Raw genomic sequence first — 18,562 nt, forward strand, 5'->3', positions numbered from 1 at the left:
CGCCTGTTACTGTCAATGGTAATGTGTAGTATAATAAATAACAGAATTACAAAATAGGAGCGGAATATGAACGTTATTAGTTTACAGAACATAGAGAAATCATATGGCACAAGGCTACTGTTTAAAGAGGTGAGTATGACTTTTACCACGGAAAAACGATTAGGTCTTGTGGGCATCAACGGAACGGGTAAGTCTACATTTCTAAAAATATTAGCAGGCCAAATGGAAGCTGATAAAGGCACCATTGAGCGTAATGGTAAGGCCAGCATCCATTACTTAGCGCAGACACCTGATTTTGATGCGGAATCTACCTTATTAGAAGCAGTTCTTGATGGAGATCATCCTCGCTTACAGATGGTAAAAGCCTTTGAAAGTATTAGTCGTGAGTACCGCCAAATGCAAGAGTCTGGTAGTGATGATGCTAAATTGTCTCGTAACTATATGAATGCATTGGAGCAAATGGATCAACAAGACGGGTGGCAAGTAGAACAAGAGGCACGCATTATTTTATCTAAATTGGGCTTTCCTGATGTGGAGCAAAAGGTAGCTATGTTATCAGGAGGGCAAAAGCGTCGTCTTGCATTGGGGCAAGCATTGCTATATCCATGTGATCTTTTATTGCTAGATGAGCCGACTAACCATTTGGATGAAGATAGTATCGATTGGTTGGAGTCGTATTTGAGTACACGTCAAGGAGGATTATTAATCAGTACCCATGATAGATATTTCCTCGATTCCGTATGTAATGGTATTTTAGAGCTATCAAATCGTCATATGTATCAATACGATGGCAATTATGAAGAATTTATTGCCTTGAAAGCTGATCGAGAGGCTCGTGAAGCTGCTACGGAAGAAAAACGACGTCAATTTTTAAAACGAGAAATCGAATGGGTACGTCGTGGTGCTCTGGCTAGAACTACAAAACAAAAGGCTCGTCTTGACCGTTACGAAAAATTAAAGAATATGGAGAAAACCCGTCGTCCGGATCAAATGGATCCTATTGCGCTGAAGACACGTTTAGGAAAAACCATCTTTGATATTGAGCATTTAGAGTTTTATTTTGATGAACGTCCTATGATTAAGGACTTTACCTATCACGTGGTACGCCATGATCGTATCGGTATAGTAGGGCCCAATGGTGTTGGTAAGTCTACCTTTATGAATATCCTTGATGGCACCTACGAAGCGACGAGAGGCACTATCGGTAAAGGTGAGACCGTTCGCATTGCTCATTTTAAACAAGAGCTACCTGAATTTGATGAAGATATGCGCGTTCTCGATTATATTCGTGAGGACCACTCTTATATGGTACTCGGTGATGGATCTACATTGAGCGCAGGACAAATCCTTGAGCGATTCCTTTTTACCCCAGAATTACATGGTGTACCGATTCGAAAACTCTCTGGCGGGGAACGTCGTCGTTTATACCTCTTAAAATTGTTGATGAGCGCCCCTAACGTATTATTGCTGGACGAACCGACGAATGATCTTGATATTCCAACATTGGAGGTATTAGAGGATTTCCTTGACTCCTTTAGTGGCGTCATCATCACCGTTTGCCATGATCGGTACTTCCTAGACCGCGTAGTGGATAAACTGTTTGTCTTTACCGGCGATGGGCATATTGAAATCGTTCATGGCTCGTATTCTGACTACAAAGATGCTCTTGATGAAAGTAGTGGCAGCAAGCGCCCATTCTATATGCCAAATGATAATATACCGGCTAATTCCAAAGCGGTACGAGCTGTAGAAGGTGGAGAGGCTGATAGCGATGACTCTGTTGATAATCAATCTAATAGGGTAGATACCCTTGGAAATGATAATGTTGTAGCTAGTGATGAAACAGATACTTTCAAAGAAATACCAAAGAAGGGTCTCAATAAAGCAGAAGAAGCGGAGTATGCCAAAATTATGGATGAATTGCCTAAGCTAGAACATTTAGTGAAGGGCCTCGATGTTATGATAAGCCAAGTGGCTACTGATTATGAAAAAATGCAGTCACTGATGGAGGAACGAGAAGAAACACAGACTCAAATAGATGCGCTCACTGAACGGTGGATGGAATTAGAGGAACGCCTATAACTCCTTTTATCATGCTATTTTTTAATATCTGTTATGCAAAGGAATTACGTGTAAGTTTATTGATAAAACTCACAATGTATAGTATAATTTCTACGATTAACGATAACAACGTTACCTAAGTAGGAGGAACTCATGAGTAAGTACCAATTTTTAGACCGTCGCGTGCCAATTGAAGACGGAAATATTGCATTAGTACAAGATTTAACCAAATGTAAAAATTGCTCCTTATGTCGTAAAGCTTGTGCTGTAGACATGGGTGTATTTGATTATTATGATTTAACAACAAATGGGGATCATCCAATTTGTATTCATTGTGGTCAATGTGCATCTATTTGCCCATTCGATTCCATTAATGAACGCTCTGAAATTGATGAAGTAAAAGCAGCTATTGCTGACCCTAATAAAATCGTCATCTTCCAAACTGCGCCTGCCGTACGTGTTGGCTTAGGCGAGGAATTTGGTCTTGATGCTGGTACATTTGTAGAAGGCAAAATGGTGGCTGCTCTTCGTAAATTGGGTGGCGATTATATTCTTGATACAAACTTTGGTGCGGACATGACTATCATGGAAGAAGCATCTGAGTTATTAGAACGCGTTATTAATAGCGATGCAGTATTGCCTCAATTCACATCTTGTTGTCCTGCTTGGGTTAAGTTTGCGGAAACATTCTATCCAGAATTCTTGCCAAACTTATCTACGGCTAAGAGCCCGATTGCTATGCAAGCGCCTACACAAAAAACATATTTTGCTGAAAAAATGGGCCTTGATGCAAAACAAATCGTTGCCGTTGCAGTAACACCATGTACAGCTAAGAAATTTGAAATTCGTCGTGATGAAATGAATTCCTCTGCGGAATACTGGAATACACCAGAAATGCGCGATACAGACTACTGTATTACTACACGGGAACTTGCAAAATGGTTGCGCGCAGAAGAAATCAACTTTGATGATCTTGAAGATTCTGCATTCGATCCATTGATGGGTGAAGCTTCTGGTGGTGGTATCATTTTCGGTAACACTGGTGGCGTTATGGAAGCGGCTATGCGTGCGGCTTACAAAATGGCGACAGGTGAAGATGCACCTCAAACATTGATTCCATTCGAAGCTATTCGCGGCATGGACGGTGCTCGCGAAGCAGACGTAGTGATTGGCGATAAAACATTACACGTAGCGGCAGTTCATGGTACAGGTAATTTGCGTAACTTCATCGAACGCATGCGTGCAGAAAATATCCATTATGACTTCATTGAAGTAATGGCTTGTCGTGGTGGCTGTATCGGTGGTGGTGGTCAACCACGCGTTAAATTACCGATGGCTGACAAAGCTCGTGAAGCTCGCATTGCATCCTTGTATACTCGCGATGCAGAAGTAACTGTAAAAGCTGCTTGTGATAATCCAGATATCCAAAAATTGTATGCTGAGTTCTTTGATGGCAAACCAATGAGCCACAAAGCACATCATATGTTACATACTACCTTTGTAAATCGTTCTGAAGATTTAGGCCCTAACGGCGCTTGTACGCCTGCTACATGCCCTACATCCGTACCTAATTTGAAAAAGGCGGCAGAGGCGGCTAAAGCGGCGGCGGAAGCTAATAGCTAAGAGTTGATGGTTATTAGTTAATAAAAAGCACAAAGATAGCTAAGAAATATATAGCAGATAGTTGATATGTTAGTCAGCTATCTGCTTTTTTATCTATTTTATATAGTGGAAATATGGTCAATAAAAGTTTTCACAGATGTAGATTCTATATATGCCATATACGCATAGGGGTTAAAATATAGAGATTGGTAAATTGGTTTAGGAATTATCTGTAGTATGCTATAATTAAATTGTTATTATAGAAGCAATCAATACTGGTTCGGGAGGATCTTCATGGCTTTTAAATTAAAAGGAAAAGAAGAAAAATTTTTCAGTATTTTGGAAAAGCATGCTGCACTAACTTATGAAAGTGCGGAAATGATGGAACGCGTGTTTAAGGGGGATATCTCTAAGGAAGAGGCATTTCTTGAAATTGATACAAAGGAAAAAGCTGCCGATGAATTAGTAAATGAAACTGTAGAGCGTTTGCGCAAAACATTTATCACTCCAATGGATCGTGAGGATATTCAGCTTTTGATTGACCAACTGGATACTACATTGGATAATATCAAAGAAATCATGGATAAAATGGTTATGTATCACGTTGGCAAACCAAGTGATGGTGCTATTCGCATGAGTGAAATTGTTGTTAAATGCGTTAAGCATATCAACAAATCCATTGGTTATATGGGTAGTCTTAAAAAGGATCATGTGAAGGTAGAGGGGCGTGTTCACCAAGTATTGAAACTTGAGTCTGAAGCGGATAATATTTATCATGAAGAAATGGCTAAGCTCTTTACAGAGTGTACAGATCCAATTGAAATTATCAAATGGAAGGAAATCCTTAGCGCTATGGAAGATGTAATCGATGGCTGCGAAGATTTGGTTGGTACATTCCGCCGGGTAGTATTGAAGTATGCTTGATGCTCATTATTTAGTATGGCTAGTTGTATTTTTAGCATTAGCCTTTGACTATATCAATGGCTTTCATGATACGGCGAATGCCATTGCCACATCCGTTTCTACACGAGCTATTGAGCCTAAAAAGGCAATTATGATGACCGCTGCTCTCAATTTTTTGGGTGCAATGGTTAGTACCGGTGTTGCAAAGACTATCGGTGGTGATATAGTAATGTCGCCATCTCTTATCGATAGTGGTATTATTTCTGCAGCTCTTATCGGTGCCATTACATGGAATCTTTTAACTTGGTATTGGGGGATCCCAAGTTCCTCATCCCATGCTTTGATTGGTGGTATCATCGGTGCTGTGGGTTGGTCTGTAGGATTTGACGCATTGAATGAGGCGGGGATTTTAAAAATCTTTTTGTCTCTTATTTTATCTCCGATTGTAGCCATGATTGGTGGCTATATTGTGATGAAAGTATTGTTGCTTATTTTCGGTAGATTTTCTCCAATTGCTTTAAATGATCGATTTAGATCCATGCAAATTGTATCAGCAATTATGATGGCATTTTCTCATGGCTCTAATGATGCACAAAAAGCGATGGGGATAATCACATTAACCTTACTTAGCGGTGGTTTCATCGATACATTAGATGTACCGATTTGGGTAAAACTTTGTTGTGCTACTGCAATGGCTATGGGTACTGCTGTAGGCGGTTGGAAAATTATCTCTACAATGGGTACCAAGATTTTCAAACTAGAAACTATTAATGGGTTCGCTGCTGATTTAAACTCGGCGATTACTATTTTTACAGCTACATTCTTACATTTGCCTGTAAGTACTACACATGTAGTAAGTGGTTCTTTACTAGGTGTAGGCTCTTCTAAACGTATTAAAGCCGTTAACTGGGGGGTAGCAAGATCTATGGTTATGGCTTGGTTTGTAACGATTCCATTATCTGGCATCGTTGCCGCTATTGCTTATGAAGTAGGTCACTTACTATTTGGCTAATTCATATACTTTTTATTATAGTAAAAAAGACTGCAAACGCAGTCTTTTTTGTTTATCAAAATATTCTTGCTATATTGTCATATTTATAAATAATTTGCTTTTCTATTTTAAAATTCTATTTACTATATGTGTACGTGATAGTATCTAAATAGTCTAAAAATATAGAAATAAACTGGTTTGTAAATACTATATTCTATAAAAGAGATTTATCTATATTTGGCAACATTAATGTTACAATTCAAGTTGAATAGGGAAAAATACTTATAAATATGTGTTTTGTTGATTATGCATTTTACTAATAAATGAAGTTTATTACTAATTTATAGGCTGTTAAGAGGTTGTTTAAAGTGAATGGCTATTGCATACTTATGTATACGAGGTTATACTATCGGTAGAAGGAGTTTTTCAAGTGAAAAGTGAGGTATGTATATGGCATGGGGTGGATCTAGACGCGGTGCCGGGCGCCCACGTAATCCTATTAAACGTATTGGTAGAACCTTTCGACTCAGTGATGAAGAGTTTCTTTCGCTAAAGCCATTGATCATGGCTATTAAGGCAAATAATGATAAACGATATAGGCAACAATATAGTCGAGAAGTATAAATAATCAGGCATTGTCACAGCATATACAATTTAATACATTTTAAATCTATTTTACAATAATTCATTATTTCTAAATCTTTCAACTACAACACATCTTTACTCTCTAAACAATATGCTGTGTGCAATACAAGTAGTACGAAAAGGTCCCAATTCATTTGAATTGGGACCTTCTTCGTTATATATAATATACAAAACATATTACATATTACTCTATATCTTGTTATATTAAATTAGTCTACTTTGATGCCGTGAATTTCTTCAGCTAAACGTTTTAAAGCATCAACTGTACGTACCCCAGGTGTGATTTCGGAAAGTTTTACACGAATGAAGTGACCTTCTTTTACAGCTGTGATGTCTTGAAGTTGAGGATTAGCCTTGATCTTTTCAATTTTTTGTTGGAAATCATCATCGTTGCGAATAGAATTACCATAGTCGGCGATAATAATGTAGTCAGGGTTTTGTGCAATTACTGTTTCCCAAGAACCTTTAGCCCATGTTTTATCAACGCCTAAGCCGCTCATTACATTATCAGCACCGATAAGTTTTAAGATGTTAGTAGTATAACCCTCGAATGCTGTGAATGGTTGACCGTCTTCAGAGTCATAAATGAAAATGCGTTTACGAGGTAAGTCTTTTAGTTTATCCTGGATAGCTGCCAATGTTTTACGTTGACCTGAAACCCATTCTTCAGCTTTAGGTTTTACGCCGAAAATCTCACCCAATTTAATCATGTCGCTGAAGTTGGTTTCTAGGTCAGCCTTAGTAGATAACATGGATTCAGGGATCCAAATATTAACCTTTTGGGAAATCATTTTATCTGCAGGAATGGCTCGTTTGCTGAAAGAATCAGGCCATCCCGTAGCAAAGTCAGGCTTTACGGACATGAATACTTCATAGGAAGGCCATTTATCAGATAATACTTTTACTTTGTCGTAAGCCGCTTGTAAAGGTGGGTAGATTTCTTCTTCTTTGAAAGCCGTCCCAGCCATTTTGTCTTCAAGGCCTAATTGTAACATCATTTCCGTTGTTGCTTGGGACATGGACACTGCATGAGTTGGGGCAGATTTTACGGCAAAGTCTGTTTTTGTACCGTCAAATGTTTCACTCCATGTTACAGAGGTCCCGTTATCACCTGTAGTTTTTGTAGTATCAGAACCACAACCAGCAATAGCGAATGTAGCACATGTCATTGCGATTAATAATAATTTTTTTGACTTTCTTAAATTCTGAAACATAGTAAGTCCTTTCTTTACTAATTAATAATATAAATGATAGCGCCCTTCATCCCAAGAGGTTTTGAAAGGAACTTCAAAAATTGGTTCAAGAATTTCAGGTGTGAGCACTTCGGTAGGGGAACCTTCTTTTAGGATAGTTCCGTTATTCATGATGACTATATGATCGCAATATTGAGCCGCTAGATTCAAGTCGTGAAGGACTACAATCGTAGTGCCTTTAAAAGCCCGTAATTGTTCCATTAGCGCCACTTTGTACTTCATATCTAAATGATTAGTAGGTTCATCTAAAAGAAGTATTTGAGGTTTCTGGGTTAAGGCTTTAGCAATGAATACGCGTTGCTTCTCACCACCTGATAAATGATGAATTTCTTCATTTGATAAATGGGTGATGCCTACTTCATTCATATAATGCTCTGCAATTTTAACATCCTCAGAACTATAGGTGCCAAAGTGTTGTTTGTACGGATACCGGCCCATGAGAACGATATCTTTTACGAGAAAATCATCGATCATAGCGTCTCTAGATTGTGTTAAGACTGCTACCAATTGAGCAAACTCGCGACCTTTATAAGACTCTAAAGGTTTTTCGTTTAATGTGATTTTGTTTTTTGATGGATGAAGTCGATATAGATGGCTAAGTAGCGTAGACTTACCACATCCATTTGGTCCAATTATGGCTGTTATTTTATTGGTAGGAAATGTTACAGAAATATTCTTTAACACTTCTTTGGTTTCATAAGAAAAAGACAGCTGATTAATTTGATACATAGTATCTCCTATAGATATGATATACACTAACCATTGTGTTTATAACGATTCATGATAATCCAAATGAAGAGTGGAGCCCCCAATAAAGATGTAAGCACACCAATAGGGATTTCTTCTGGACTGTAGAGTGCTCTCGATAATACGTCTGACCAGATCATAACGATGCTACCTATGAGTGCACTAAATAGTAATGTATGTTTATGTTTAGGTCCGCCTATAATCCGAGCAAGGTGAGGGATGATAAGGCCGATAAAGCCAACTACACCAACCTTTGATACTAGTGTGGCGATCACAACAGAGGATATGATAACGATGCTTAATTGTAACTGCTTAACGGAAAGGCCCATTTGTGCTGCTTCATGATTACCGAGTAGCAACACATCAAGGTCTTGATTGAACATATAGATATATAGCATAAATAAGATTACGATGATTGCTGTTAATGGTAAATCACCCCATTGTATGCCCGCAAAGCTGCCAAGTAGCCAAAACATGGCACTTCGCACTTGAGCTTCGTGTTTGGCTCCGTAAATAATCATCATTGTTAAGGCTGAGAATACACCAGTCATACCCATACCTATGAGGATAAGTTTTACGGGGCTGTTGCTTTTACCAACACATAAGAGGACTAATATAATTGAAAGTGCTGCGCCTAGGGCCGCAAAAATAGGCGTATTGTACTGGCCTAAGAATGGTAGGCCACCCATGATAATAGCGAAAACGGCACCTGTGCTTGCGCCAGAAGAAACACCTAATACATAGGGATCTGCGAGGGCATTGCGTGTGACAGTTTGCATTAATAGACCTACAAGTGATAGACCTATACCTGTTAGAACAGAGTAAATAAGTCGTGGTAAGCGGATATCTGTAATAATCGTATCAGTCATAGATGCTGTAGTATTTGCATCAATCATAGACATAAGTGCTGAAATAATTTGGTCTAGAGAAATGAATTTAGCGCCAAACTGTAAAGCTGTTACTAATGAAATACAGAGGATTAGACAGAGTACAAATACTTTTACCGAAGTCTGCATAAAATCTCCTTATTCTATTTTTTATTTAGGTAGTTTAAGTCTTATCTAAGTATAGAGAATTTTCAATATATATACAATATTAATACCTGTATAGGTATTATACGTATAAGGGTTTATTAAATTATAAATAGCAAAATCTTATGTTAGCTTTATTCATTTTTATAAGTTCATTGTTATTTTGATATATGAAAAATTTATTATAATAGCTATAATAGAATTATATGTACAGAAGTACGTTTAGGAGGTGTTAGTTTGATACAAGATTTATTATCTGAGGATAATGTATCCTTTCATTATCCCGCTGAGACGTGGGAGGATGTTATTCGTCATGGTGGTCAACTGATGGTTGATGCGGGTTTTACGGATCCATCTTATACAGAGGCTATGGTTGAAGTAGTTCGCGAAATGGGCCCATATATCGTATTGGCTCCAGGTCTTGCTATGCCACATGCTCGCCCAGAACATGGTGCAAAGCGTGTAGGAACGGCTTTGGTGACATTGGAAAAACCATTGAATTTTGGCAGTCCTGATAATGACCCTGTATCTGTCGCATTATTTTTATGTGCTCCCAACAAAGATGAGCATATTCAATTGTTAACAGATATTGCCACTTTATTTGAGGATGAAGAATTCTTAGATGCGGCCGTTGACTTTGAAAGTATCGATGATGTTCAAGCATTCCTGGCAGAGCATTTAGACGAGCAATAATACGTTTAGAAGGAGGCAAGTATGATTTCTGTATTAACTGTATGTGGTAATGGTATTGGTTCTAGCTTGATGTTAAAAATGAAAATTGAAGAAATTTGTGCTGAAAATGGTATCGATGCACAAGTTGAATCTATCGATTTTAACGCGGCTCAAGGTCGTAAGGCAGACCTCATTGTAACTGTGAAAGAGTTGGCTGAACAATTTGACGATAAAAATGTTGCTATTGTTCGTAGCTATATTAATAAAAAGAAGATTACAGAAGATGTTCTTGAAGCATTAAAACAAGCTGCTCAATAATATGTAACAATTATATAGGAGGTAGTGCCATGGAAATGGTATTAGAGTTCTTGCGTGATGTGCTGTCTCAACCAGCACTTTTGATTGGTATTATGTCATGTATAGGCCTGATCGCTTTGAAACGTCCGTTTCATAAAATAATGACGGGCACATTAAAACCTATTCTTGGGTATTTAATGTTAGCTGCAGGTGCGGGTGTTATCGTTAGCAATCTTGACCCATTGGGGAAAATGATTGAACATGGATTTCATATTACTGGTGTAGTGCCAAATAATGAAGCTATCGTAGCTGTTGCACAAAAGGTACTTGGCGTTGAAACAATGTCTATTCTTGTTGTAGGCTTATTGATGAACTTATGTATTGCACGTTTCACCAAGTTTAAGTATGTGTTCTTAACAGGTCATCACAGCTTATTTATGGCATGCCTTATGTCTGCCGTACTTGGTACAGCAGGTTTATCTGGTATGGAACTCATACTTGTAGGTGGTTTCTTAATGGGAGCTTGGTCTGCCATTTCTCCAGCTATTGGTCAAAGTTATACATCCAAAGTGACAGATGGTGATGAAATTGCCATTGGTCATTTCGGTAGTTTAGGCTACTATTTATCGGCTTGTGTTGCTAAATATGTTGGGAAAGCTGAAGATAGCACAGAAGATATTGAAATACCAGAAAAATGGGGTTTCTTACGAGACTCAACATTATCTACAGCATTAACTATGATCGTATTTTACCTAATTGCGGCATTTGCAGCAGGTTCCGAATTTGTCGCTACTTTATCAGGTGATATGAGCCCATATTTATACGCTGTTATGAGTGCTATGAATTTTGCTGTTGGTGTAACAATCGTATACTCAGGTGTGCGTATGATCTTAGGTGATTTGATTCCTGCATTCCAAGGGATTGCTACAAAAATTATTCCTAATGCAATTCCAGCTGTAGACTGTGCCGTATTCTTCACCTATGCTCCAACTGCGGTTGTATTAGGCTTCCTTAGTTCTTTCATCGGTGGTATCATCGGTATGCTTATCCTTGGTGCTGTAGGTGGCGTATTAATCATTCCTGGTCTTGTGCCACACTTCTTCTGTGGTGCTACAGCAGGTATTTATGGCAATGCTACTGGTGGTCGTCGTGGCGCAGCGGTAGGTGCTTTCCTAAATGGTTTGGCTATTACATTCTTGCCAGCTTTGGCGCTTCCTGTTCTTGGTCAATTAGGCTTCCAAAATACAACCTTTGGTGATGCGGACTTTGCCGTAATGGGTCTAGTATTAGGTAATGCTTATGAATGGGTAGGTATGGCAGGTATTTATGGCATTGTAGCTATTGCCGCTTTAGTACTCATTGTTCCTAACTTTATTAAAACAAAGGGTAAAGTTATTAACTACGTAGAAGAGGATTAATGAAAATAACTGAGCAACATCGTAATGTAGTTGTTCGATATGTATTCCTGACTATTGGGGCCATAAGTTTTGCCCTTGGTACAGCAGGTATCGTACTACCACTATTGCCAACAGTTCCTTTTTATATGCTAACGTTATTTTGTTTGGCTCGTGGATCTGAACGACTCCATAAAATGTTTTTGGCGTCTAGTTTATATCAAAAGACTGTTGCTGCTTATGAACGCGATAAAGCGTTGACATTGCGGGCAAAGTTGTCCATTCTCGTATCCGTTAGTGCCATAATGACAATTGGTGCCTATTTTAGTCAAGATATGCCTATTGCTCTAATGGTTATGGGCATTATATGGGTAGCTCATGTCATAGCATTAGCTTTTATTATTAAAACAAAAAAATAGAAACTTATATCCTTAGTTCTGAATATAGCCTCATGAATTAAATTCTTCTAGTTTAATTCATGAGGCTTATTTTATAGTAACTTAGCATAATTCCTAGCGATGATGGTAATTGCTTTATATTACTAAAATGAGCTAACTCATATTTTTGAATCTAAAATGAATTATTACTATTTTAAATTTGACAATGACTATCAATAAGTATACTATAATATAATATTATTAAAATTTATGTTTATAGTATTTGTGTATATGGTGATAGTATGAATCCACATAATCATGCGGTTTCACATGCTGGAACATCTATGTCAAGGCATACGGTATTTGACGGTATCGAGCTAATGTTCCTAGATGTGAAACAAGAGACGATTCAATTTTATGCTAAATCACATACCAAGACGTTTGCTATAAATCACTGTGAAGAGGGGCGCATAGAGTGCAAGTTTTCATCTGGTGAGTATTTATATATGGGGCCAGGGGATATGTCGTTAGGTTGGCATATACGATCTGATTATCAACACGAAAATTACTTTCCTACAAAATTATTTAAAGGAATTGTATTATTAGTGGATGTTGAGAAAGCTCAACCCGTATTAGATGCACTTGTTAGTGATTCTCGAATTGATTTGACTGAGCTGGCCAATCGGTTTTGTGAGCATTCTGATTTTGGTATGATGATGGAAGAAACGGAAACTGTTCGTCATATTTTTTCCAGTTTATATAATGTGCCAGATCAAATAAAAGAGCACTATTTTAAATTAAAAGTGATTGAAATCTTTTTATTATTATCTGTTATCTCTACAGCCAATCCTGAAAAGAGAAGTACCTATAGAAAGCAACAGGTAGATATTGTAAAAGCTGTAAGTGAATATGTATCGACACAGTTTATGAAGCGTATTACTATTGACTCCTTGTCTGAACAGTTTGATATTCCTACATCTACCCTGAAACGTTGCTTTAAAGGTGTATTTGGTACAACTATACATCAGTATTTAAAAGAATGTCGTATTAATGCGGCAAAGCGATTGCTTCAAGACTCAGATCAGTCTATTTTAGAAATCGCTAATGCGGTAGGGTATGAGAATGGTAGTAAGTTTACTAGTGCATTCAAAGAGGCTACTGGTGTAACGCCAAGTGCCTATCGTAAGGTCTAAATAATTTGGACCTTATATTATCCTAGCTAAAAATTTTTGTGCTTTAGGCTAGGTTTGATAGTCTATGAAAATTAAATATTGTCCTAAACGTATATTTTTGGTCTATTCGGAGTAGATATGTATAATACACTTTGCTACTATTAAACCTGTAAATGATTTTCAATGTCATTTGGTTGTAGTGGTAAAGTGTATTTTTATATGCATAGTTAAATATATGTGTGGAGGAAATTTAATGAATAGGAGTTGGGTGCGGGCAAGGAGATATGTCATACTATCCTGTGCAGTAGCGTGCTGGTTGCAAATGCCGGTGGTTATGGCGGACAATGCGACTGTAACAACCGATGTGGTTCATGTTCGCGGTACATGGGCTGAAGAGCAGGCAAAACAAGAGTCTCAGCAGACGACGATTATCACGAAGAAGGATATTGTCAAAAAGCAGGCAAAATCCGTAGAAGATATTGTGTTTTCCGAAACTGGCGTATCTAGAACCGTCGATTCGATGGGGCGCGTCGGCGTATCTATCCGTGGAGCGGATCCTCGTCATACCTTGATTCTTGTGGATGGACAGCCTGTGATGGGCGACCTTGCCAAATATCAAGGTGCTGGTGATGAATTACAACGTCTCGGTACAGAAAATGTGGAACGCATAGAAATTATCCAAGGTGCGGCTAGTGCTAAATACGGATCCGATGCCATCGGTGGTGTTATTAATGTTATTACCAATAAACCGCGTAAGACCGCTGGCCTTCAGTTTAATGCGGAAGGTCGTAGAACTAAAGGCGACGGTGATATCGTACCGTTTTCCAATTTCTTTATGCGCGCTGATTCTGGCTCATTAGGTAAGTTAAAAGTTAATATTCACGGTAGTAAACGTGACATTATGCCTATTTATGCCAGCGAGCAGCGTCGTATCAGCGCTATGACCAATGATGAAGACCACGGTTTTTTAAAGAATTCCCTACGGTATTACGGTACAAATTCTAATATAGGTTTGGCCGCTACGTATGATATTAATGATAAGCAGTCTTTGGGAATTCGCATCGATCGGTATAATGAGGACTTAGAACGGTATGTAAAGCGCAGTACTTCTTATTTGGAACCTCAGGTTCATTACAAACGGGATTTAGACAGGAATAATCTTAATTTGACATATACTGGTCAGGACAATAAGAGTTCTTGGAAAGCGGAACTGAATTATACGCGGACCAAAGAAGATGATGTAACATTAACCAGTGACTATGGGAACAGTACCTATGAAGGGAAAAATACATTAAACTATGTGGATAATGTAGATCATCGTCAATGGAGCGTAACACTCGGGGCAGACACACAAGTCAATAAGAAACATCTCTTGTCTTATGGTATTGGGTTTATACGGGAGACAGGCGAAGGTAGCAGACTTAAAAATGCGCCTCATACCTATAAACGGCATATCGATCCCTGGGATTACGATAAAAGTCTAGCTGTAAAAAACGGTGTTCCTTCATCCACAATTTATGACCATTCTTTCAGAAAAAACGACGCTGGTGTAGAGCAGTGGAATAAGGAGAAAGAATGGTATAACGGGGATAAAAGTAAGCCAAATACATTGCCGGAATTTACTTACGAAGAATATCTTCAATATTTGGATCCCCAGGCGGGAATTGATTCGGCGGCCGTAATGGGGCTTGTGGATGGCCCTGTGACGGAGCGTACGCTGAAAAAACGGAATCCTGAAGCTTATGCGCGATATCAGCAGTTTGCTAAACGTTTGTTAGCGGAGAATAAAGAATTTATTGAAGACTATCATTTTAATAAGGAAGGCCGAAAAGATGAGAACGGTAAGTATTATCCTGCACTTTATGATGCCTATTTACCGAGCTTTTACTATGGCGCCGTACCGGATTTTGATTCTACGAAGTTGAAATTAAACGGAGCTTATTTTAAAGAAGAGTATTTAAAACGCGTTAATCAACAGACCGCAGGACGTGCGGAGATCAAGAAACAGAATTTCTTTATTCAGGATACGTGGCAGGTTAATAAAAATACTACTTTATCACCAATTATAAGACTGGATCATAGTGATTTATTTGGCTCCAATTGGTCGTTTAATTTCGGCATGACGCACAATGTACATGGAAATGTACACCGCAGATTAAAGGCTAATGTGGGTACCAGCTATACGGAACCCGGTATGGGCGAGCTGTATTATAACTGGGAAATGTATGGCCCGAATATTACAAATGCCACAATCGGTGGAGGTGAAGCCCGATTAGGTTGGTATTGGGTCGGAAATCCGAACCTTAAACCAGAGAAATCCATGAATTTCGACCTTTCTTTGGAAGGGGAAAATAAAAATACCTATGGTAAAGTAACCGTATTCCACAATAATATTCGGAATTATATGTCGATTTACAATACGGGATATTTGATGGATTTTTATCCTCAATATGATGAATCTACCACATATGGAGCGGCGAAATTTGCGCATGCGCCGGATATGATTTACAGTTTCCGTAATATTGGCAAGGCCCAAATCACAGGTCTTCAATTTGAAGTGAAACAGACTTTGAATAAGCACTGGAAAGCCCGTTTGGGATATACGTATTTACGAGCGCTTAATAAGAGCGATAAAGATATGCCTCGTGAATTACTGGATAAACCGCGTCATAAAGTGGATATCGGTGTGGATTTTGAGGATAAGGCCAGTGGATGGAGCGGTAGCCTGTGGGGCGATTATTATATTCATATGCTGGATAGTAACTCCTTGTCTGGCGGCGGTAATTATATGGTATCTTATATTGATCCTAATAATTCCGATCGTTCCGTTATCAGATATAATTTGAATAATAGAAGAACCGCCGATATGTATGAACATAAAACTTACGGCATATGGAATTTGATGATTCAAAAGAAGATTGATAAGGATTCACGAATCTATTTCGGTATTGATAATCTCTTTAACCATCGTGATGATGATCGGGCTCTATCGGCTCGAGTATATCGTATTGGATTAAATATGAAATTCGGTTTCGGTTCAGGTGAAAGTAAAACGAAACTTACGAAGGAGCAGTTTGAATCGTTACCTCCGGTTATGCTGCATGATTTTATTACGCGTCCTTTCGATACAGACAGAAAACGAGGTACGGAATTGGTAGGTGACTATCGTGTACGTAATGACAGTCATCTTGGATCCGATCGTCCTGCTACGCGGGTGACGACTACTAGTTACGTATCCGACGAGGCGGCAAAGAATCTGGCGGATCGGAAGGAACACGGCTTGAATCAACGTATACGTGTCGGTGTCGATGCTCGCATTAACGATAATACGAATATACGTGTTGTAGGCAGTGCTTCCGGACAGAGCGGTGTGGACAGTGGTCATGAAACAGAGGGGTCTAAAGGGTTTAATCATCAGAGACTCGATGAATTGGATGTAACTCATCATGAATCCAAGTGGGATTATAGTATTGGACGTATCACGGAATCCATGGGGGTTACAGGTTATTGGTTTAATAAGGAATATGACGGTCTTCGTAGTGTTTGGACGAATAAGAATACTCAAGTCCGTATCGGTGTGGGGACCTTTAAACATAGTACGGGAATTAGCGATAGTGCTTATACTCATGCTATTTATACGCATTTTAAACGGGTTCCAACGGTAGAGGAATTCTTAGGTGTTACTATGGATTCGGACGGTGCTAATAAGGAACTCATCGTACCAAATGCAGGGAATACTATTAATTTCTACCAGCAATTAAAAGCCTTGCGCGATAAGGAAGGCGCTTTAGATGCGGAGGTAGGTACATTAAAGAAAAAAATCGATGATATGACTTCCGATATCTGGTCTAAAGAATTTATTGACGGCATGTCCGCGGATCAATTGGCTCCATTAAAAGCGGAGCTGGCAAAGTTGGAAGCATCATTGCCGGATGTGGAAGCTCGTGTGGCGAAAGAAAGGGAACCTTTGCGAGCTGCGCAGTTTGATGTGTTGCGCCGGATGCAGGAAATCGCGGTGAAAGCTTATGGTGCGGATGCGGCTAAACAGACTGTATCGATTAAGATGCCAGATGTGTCGGTAACGTATTCTTATAAATCGCGATACTATGATGAAGATGATGAACAATGGTATGAAGATGAACGTACTTTCACTCAGAAAATAGCACCGGGAACGATTGGGCTTGATAAGAAAAACCCATTGTTTGAAATGAAGTTGAGTGATACCTTTGTTCTTGCTAATGGCGGAAAACCGTTTATTTCAAATTGGTATAATCAGAATAAGGCGGCTATCGTAGAGGCGTATCGTGCCAAGGCGAAAGATATAGCAACCTATAGTTTCGGTAATAATCCATATACGATGAAATTTGAAGATAATGCCTTTGACGGGCTGGACGAGTCTATTTATAAGGCAAATGTCGTTGATATTAACGACTCCGGCACATCCGGTCTTATTAACGTAAAAGGAAGTGCCTATTATCCTTCTATGATAGCTTCGTACTTTAATAGCTTGGCTCGAATGCTTGAAAAAGCGGACGGCAACAGTCGTTTGCCGAGAGAGGCGTTAGGAAAATATACAGGTGCTGTTATTCCTTCAATAGGTGTCGTATTGGAGCGGGATACAATTCCACCAATTGAAAAGGCTGCCTATGTTCAAGTTAAACATATGGTAACACCTCGACTTGGCTTAGCTGCATGGTACTTGCGCTCCTTTGGCGGTAGTGACTATCGCTTCTATACGGCGAATGGTAATGCTACAGAAGCGCATGAATTCAACAATATGGCTAATATTTTCGGTGTTGGAGCTAAGTATCAATTAAATCATAATGTAAGTGTTTCCTTCGACTATGGACAAAACCGTAGTGACTTTGGTCGCTTCATGAATGGCAATACTCATTATGACCATAAGGCTGGATCCTCTCAATTCGATATCAAGGGCCGTGACGTAGGTGGTGTACCTCATTTCTGGGCATTGCGCTTTGATGTTGGTCGTGCCGATATGAATAAACCTGGTTCTTGGAATGCCTATGTAGACTATAAATACTTTGCCCATGGTTCCTTCTTTGGTGGCAATGGTACAGAGGCTGTTCCTGACCGTTACTTAGATGGTATTAAGAGCTTTACCTTTGGTGGTGGCTATGTGCCAACTAAAGATCTTCTTTTACAAGCATTCTATACATTTGATGCAAAAGGGATCAATAAACGAGATACCTTATATGGATCTGAAAACTTTAAACTTGGGAATTATACTCGTTTCCAAATGACGTATAAATTCTAAAAATTTATATCCGATTTGTCCGAAACGTATATTTTTGGTCTATTCGGAGTAGATATGCAAGATACACTTTGCTAACATTAAAATGTGAATGATATTCAATGTCATTAATGTTGGTGAAGTGTATCTTTTTAATTTTTGTGTG

The 18,562-nt window shown here is 38.8% G+C and carries 14 protein-coding genes; 11 read left to right on the forward strand and 3 right to left on the reverse strand.

Going from position 1 to position 18,562, the window contains the following annotated elements; all coding sequences use genetic code 11:
- Nucleotides 1-66: 66 nt before the first annotated feature.
- The 5 genes from ACLRYO_RS00085 (at nucleotide 67) to ACLRYO_RS00105 (ending at nucleotide 6,181) form a co-directional block, all read left to right on the forward strand.
- Complete coding sequence (locus tag ACLRYO_RS00085; protein WP_278468324.1) at nucleotides 67-2,082, forward strand: ABC-F family ATP-binding cassette domain-containing protein; 2,016 nt, start codon at nucleotides 67-69, stop codon at nucleotides 2,080-2,082.
- 132 nt (nucleotides 2,083-2,214) lie between these two features.
- Nucleotides 2,215-3,684, forward strand: a complete 1,470-nt coding sequence (locus ACLRYO_RS00090; RefSeq protein ID WP_278468322.1) for a [FeFe] hydrogenase, group A — start codon at nucleotides 2,215-2,217, stop codon at nucleotides 3,682-3,684.
- A 273-nt stretch (nucleotides 3,685-3,957) separates the two neighbouring features.
- Nucleotides 3,958-4,587 carry a DUF47 domain-containing protein gene (locus tag ACLRYO_RS00095; RefSeq protein WP_004697557.1) on the forward strand — a complete coding sequence of 210 codons (630 nt, stop codon included), beginning with the start codon at nucleotides 3,958-3,960 and terminating at the stop codon, nucleotides 4,585-4,587.
- The gene (locus ACLRYO_RS00100) at nucleotides 4,580-5,578 is read left to right on the forward strand and encodes an inorganic phosphate transporter (protein ID WP_008601598.1); all 999 of its coding nucleotides are present in this window, start codon (nucleotides 4,580-4,582) and stop codon (nucleotides 5,576-5,578) included. Before ACLRYO_RS00095 ends, ACLRYO_RS00100 begins: the two co-directional genes overlap by 8 nt.
- A gap of 429 nt (nucleotides 5,579-6,007) precedes the next feature.
- Nucleotides 6,008-6,181, forward strand: coding sequence for a hypothetical protein (locus ACLRYO_RS00105; RefSeq protein ID WP_004697552.1), 174 nt, complete (start codon nucleotides 6,008-6,010; stop codon nucleotides 6,179-6,181).
- Nucleotides 6,182-6,411: 230 nt separating this feature from the next.
- Here ACLRYO_RS00105 and ACLRYO_RS00110 read toward each other — a convergent pair whose 3' ends face one another.
- From ACLRYO_RS00110 to ACLRYO_RS00120, 3 genes are read right to left on the reverse strand one after another with little or no spacing between them, the layout of a single operon-like run.
- A complete protein-coding gene (locus ACLRYO_RS00110; protein WP_101928799.1) occupies nucleotides 6,412-7,416 on the reverse strand; it encodes an ABC transporter substrate-binding protein in 1,005 nt (334 codons plus the stop codon).
- Nucleotides 7,417-7,437: 21 nt separating this feature from the next.
- Entirely contained in the window at nucleotides 7,438-8,184 is a 747-nt protein-coding gene (locus tag ACLRYO_RS00115; protein WP_021148436.1) for an ABC transporter ATP-binding protein, read from the reverse strand.
- Between the two features lie 26 nt (nucleotides 8,185-8,210).
- Complete coding sequence (locus ACLRYO_RS00120; protein WP_278468318.1) at nucleotides 8,211-9,218, reverse strand: FecCD family ABC transporter permease; 1,008 nt, start codon at nucleotides 9,216-9,218, stop codon at nucleotides 8,211-8,213.
- A gap of 252 nt (nucleotides 9,219-9,470) precedes the next feature.
- On the opposite strand from ACLRYO_RS00120, the gene ACLRYO_RS00125 reads away from it, so the two are divergent.
- From ACLRYO_RS00125 to ACLRYO_RS00150, 6 genes are all read left to right on the forward strand, one after another.
- Nucleotides 9,471-9,926, forward strand: coding sequence for a PTS sugar transporter subunit IIA (locus ACLRYO_RS00125; RefSeq protein WP_004696688.1), 456 nt, complete (start codon nucleotides 9,471-9,473; stop codon nucleotides 9,924-9,926).
- Between the two features lie 21 nt (nucleotides 9,927-9,947).
- Nucleotides 9,948-10,223, forward strand: a complete 276-nt coding sequence (locus ACLRYO_RS00130) for a PTS sugar transporter subunit IIB (protein WP_004696686.1) — start codon at nucleotides 9,948-9,950, stop codon at nucleotides 10,221-10,223.
- Nucleotides 10,224-10,252: 29 nt separating this feature from the next.
- Nucleotides 10,253-11,620, forward strand: a complete 1,368-nt coding sequence (locus ACLRYO_RS00135; protein WP_105086714.1) for a PTS ascorbate transporter subunit IIC — start codon at nucleotides 10,253-10,255, stop codon at nucleotides 11,618-11,620.
- Nucleotides 11,620-12,015 (forward strand): YbaN family protein, encoded by a 396-nt coding sequence (locus ACLRYO_RS00140; RefSeq protein WP_278468314.1) that lies wholly within the window; start codon nucleotides 11,620-11,622, stop codon nucleotides 12,013-12,015. The genes ACLRYO_RS00135 and ACLRYO_RS00140 overlap by 1 nt, the downstream gene beginning before the upstream one ends.
- A gap of 260 nt (nucleotides 12,016-12,275) precedes the next feature.
- Nucleotides 12,276-13,166 (forward strand): helix-turn-helix transcriptional regulator, encoded by an 891-nt coding sequence (locus ACLRYO_RS00145; protein WP_278468312.1) that lies wholly within the window; start codon nucleotides 12,276-12,278, stop codon nucleotides 13,164-13,166.
- A gap of 232 nt (nucleotides 13,167-13,398) precedes the next feature.
- Nucleotides 13,399-18,420, forward strand: coding sequence for a TonB-dependent receptor domain-containing protein (locus ACLRYO_RS00150; RefSeq protein ID WP_413084605.1), 5,022 nt, complete (start codon nucleotides 13,399-13,401; stop codon nucleotides 18,418-18,420).
- The last annotated feature ends 142 nt before the right edge of the window (nucleotides 18,421-18,562 follow it).

The organism is Veillonella parvula (genome assembly GCF_047241225.1).
Classification (GTDB): domain Bacteria; phylum Bacillota; class Negativicutes; order Veillonellales; family Veillonellaceae; genus Veillonella; species Veillonella parvula_O.

What these genes read in the sequence shown, in the direction of transcription:
- ACLRYO_RS00085 (WP_278468324.1), top strand. Translation starts at nt 67, where the DNA reads ATGAACGTTATTAGTTTACAGAACATAGAGAAATCATATGGCACAAGG.
- ACLRYO_RS00090 (WP_278468322.1), top strand. Translation starts at nt 2,215, where the DNA reads ATGAGTAAGTACCAATTTTTAGACCGTCGCGTGCCAATTGAAGACGGA.
- ACLRYO_RS00095 (WP_004697557.1), top strand. Translation starts at nt 3,958, where the DNA reads ATGGCTTTTAAATTAAAAGGAAAAGAAGAAAAATTTTTCAGTATTTTG.
- ACLRYO_RS00100 (WP_008601598.1), top strand. Translation starts at nt 4,580, where the DNA reads ATGCTTGATGCTCATTATTTAGTATGGCTAGTTGTATTTTTAGCATTA.
- ACLRYO_RS00105 (WP_004697552.1), top strand. Translation starts at nt 6,008, where the DNA reads ATGGCATGGGGTGGATCTAGACGCGGTGCCGGGCGCCCACGTAATCCT.
- ACLRYO_RS00110 (WP_101928799.1), bottom strand. Translation starts at nt 7,416, where the DNA reads ATGTTTCAGAATTTAAGAAAGTCAAAAAAATTATTATTAATCGCAATG.
- ACLRYO_RS00115 (WP_021148436.1), bottom strand. Translation starts at nt 8,184, where the DNA reads ATGTATCAAATTAATCAGCTGTCTTTTTCTTATGAAACCAAAGAAGTG.
- ACLRYO_RS00120 (WP_278468318.1), bottom strand. Translation starts at nt 9,218, where the DNA reads ATGCAGACTTCGGTAAAAGTATTTGTACTCTGTCTAATCCTCTGTATT.
- ACLRYO_RS00130 (WP_004696686.1), top strand. Translation starts at nt 9,948, where the DNA reads ATGATTTCTGTATTAACTGTATGTGGTAATGGTATTGGTTCTAGCTTG.
- ACLRYO_RS00135 (WP_105086714.1), top strand. Translation starts at nt 10,253, where the DNA reads ATGGAAATGGTATTAGAGTTCTTGCGTGATGTGCTGTCTCAACCAGCA.
- ACLRYO_RS00140 (WP_278468314.1), top strand. Translation starts at nt 11,620, where the DNA reads ATGAAAATAACTGAGCAACATCGTAATGTAGTTGTTCGATATGTATTC.
- ACLRYO_RS00145 (WP_278468312.1), top strand. Translation starts at nt 12,276, where the DNA reads ATGAATCCACATAATCATGCGGTTTCACATGCTGGAACATCTATGTCA.
- ACLRYO_RS00150 (WP_413084605.1), top strand. Translation starts at nt 13,399, where the DNA reads ATGAATAGGAGTTGGGTGCGGGCAAGGAGATATGTCATACTATCCTGT.